This is a genomic window from Rhodococcus sp. 1168 (assembly GCF_002091955.1).
Lineage (GTDB): Bacteria > Actinomycetota > Actinomycetes > Mycobacteriales > Mycobacteriaceae > Rhodococcoides.
In genome coordinates, this window is the sequence record NZ_MKKY01000066.1 from 1 (window position 1) to 2,123 (window position 2,123).

Sequence of the window (2,123 nt, forward strand, 5' to 3'; positions counted from 1 at the left end):
GACCCCGACCCCACAATTCAGTCACCGACCACAATGCATCACCTCAGTCGGTGGATCGAGGCTTAGGTCGTCTGTAAGCGCCTGAGCATCACATCGTGCACGAACGCGCGCGACCGCATTCCAAGCCCGCTCACACATCCCGCAGCGATTCGGCGAGGGCGTCCAATCGGGTGTGAAAGATCTCGACGCGGCGCGTCTTGTCGTGCAAAGCATGGAGGTATCCAGGAATGTTGCTTACGCTCAGAGACTTTACGTCCGTACGCTCAAGCGGCCTATTGGCCGGATGCGTCAACCTCTTCAGCGCTTCTGTCAGCTTATTTCCAGAACTACCGCTCTGATGGAAACTGGCGTTACGTAGTGCTACAACCGCGCTAAAGAAGGTTGATTCTGCGAAGTCCGCATGCAGCGCCAGAACAGGATCGCGCCAAGAGGGTGCGAGGTGGCGTCGCGCTTTCTGCGTCCACTGCGCAGTCGACGAGATCGAGATATTCCGATTGTTCGCGTCAAGGAATGACTGAACCACCGCCAACGACAGTACGGGTGGAAGCGAGATCGTCTGGACGTATCCCGCAAGGTGCGGGTAGTCACTGTCACTCACAACACGTTGCACGTTCTCAAGCTGAGTTAGCCTAAATCGCGACGTGTTCTTCGTGGATAGTGCCCCATGGCGTGGTGTAGTTCGGATCGGTGAACCATCTGGTTCGTGATCAACGAGTTGTGTTGTATGTTATGCGGATTCGAGTTTGGGTGTCAACGACTCGGTGTCCGTGTCGGCGGCTGTAGCGCGTTCCTTTCGTGCGATGACGACCCTCAGTTCGTCCATGGAGACGTCGGAGACGTAGCGGCGGGTGACCTGCCACTCGTCGTGCGCCTCGATCACCACCGCCGTCGCCAGGCGTAGGAACGCTGCCGGGTTCGGGAAGATCTCCACGACATCGGCGCGGCGTTTGATCTCCTTGTTCAGTCGTTCGATCGGATTGTTCGACCAGATCTTCTGCCAATGTGCCTTCGGGAACGACCGGAACGCGAGCACGTCCTCCTTCGCATCACGCATCATCGCAGCGACTTTCGGAAACGAGCCAGCGAGAGTGTCGGCGACCTGATCCCATTGCTGCGCAACGGCATCGGGCTCGGTGTGTGCGAAGATCGTCTTGATCGCAGCCATCACCGGCGGCACCTGCTTCGACGACACCGCCGAGCCGACGTTCCGCATGAAATGCACCCGGCACCGCTGCCACGACGCACCCGTGAACTGCTGCGCCACCGCCGCTTTCAACCCCGCATGCGCATCGGAGATCACTAGATGCACCCCCGACAAACCGCGGGCTTTGAGTCCGATGAGGAACTCGCGCCAGAAGTCGAACGACTCACTGTCTCCTACTGCGGTGCCCAATACTTCGCGGGTCCCGTCGATGGACACCCCGGTGGCGACGACGAGAGCATGCGAGACGACGTGCGCACCGATCCGGACCTTGCAGTACGTGGCGTCGAGGAAGATGTAGGGAAAGCTGGTGTGCGTCAACGAACGCTCGCGGAAGCGGGCGATCTCGACGTCGAGGCCCTGGCAGATCCGCGAGACGGTCGACTTCGAGACCCCCGAGTCGACCCCCAATGCGGTCACGAGGTCGTCGACGTTGCGGGTCGAGACGCCATGGACGTAGGCCTCCATGATCACCGCGTACAGGGCCTGATCGATGCGACGGCGGCGTTCGAGCAGGCTGGGGAAGAACGACCCGGTGCGCAGCTTCGGGATCTGGACTTCGATGTCGCCGCTGGTCGTCGCTACTGTCTTCGGCCTGGTGCCGTTGCGGTAGTTCGTTCGCTCGGTGGTCCGTTCGTAGCGGCCGGCACCGAGGACCTCGGTGGCCTCGGCGTCGATCAGGGTCTGTAAGCCGGCGCGGATCAATTCGGCGAACACACTCGCCGGGTCGGCGCCCTTGAGTGCGTCGAGCTGGGTGATCAGGGCAGAATGGTCGTGGGTCATCGCGTGGTCCTTTGGTCGAGTCACTTTGGCGGTAACTCGTTCATCACTACGCGATGGCCCACCCACAACACGGGTACGACACGCCCGAGCAGCGGCTACGCCGCCTCACCGAATGTCCACCACGTCATGGGACTTACCC

At 61.0% G+C, this 2,123-nt stretch carries 1 protein-coding gene; it reads right to left on the reverse strand.

Going from position 1 to position 2,123, the window contains the following annotated elements:
- Window positions 1-727: 727 nt before the first annotated feature.
- A complete protein-coding gene (locus BJI47_RS12475) occupies window positions 728-1,984 on the reverse strand; it encodes an IS256 family transposase (RefSeq protein WP_088943966.1) in 1,257 nt (418 codons plus the stop codon).
- Window positions 1,985-2,123: the final 139 nt, after the last annotated feature.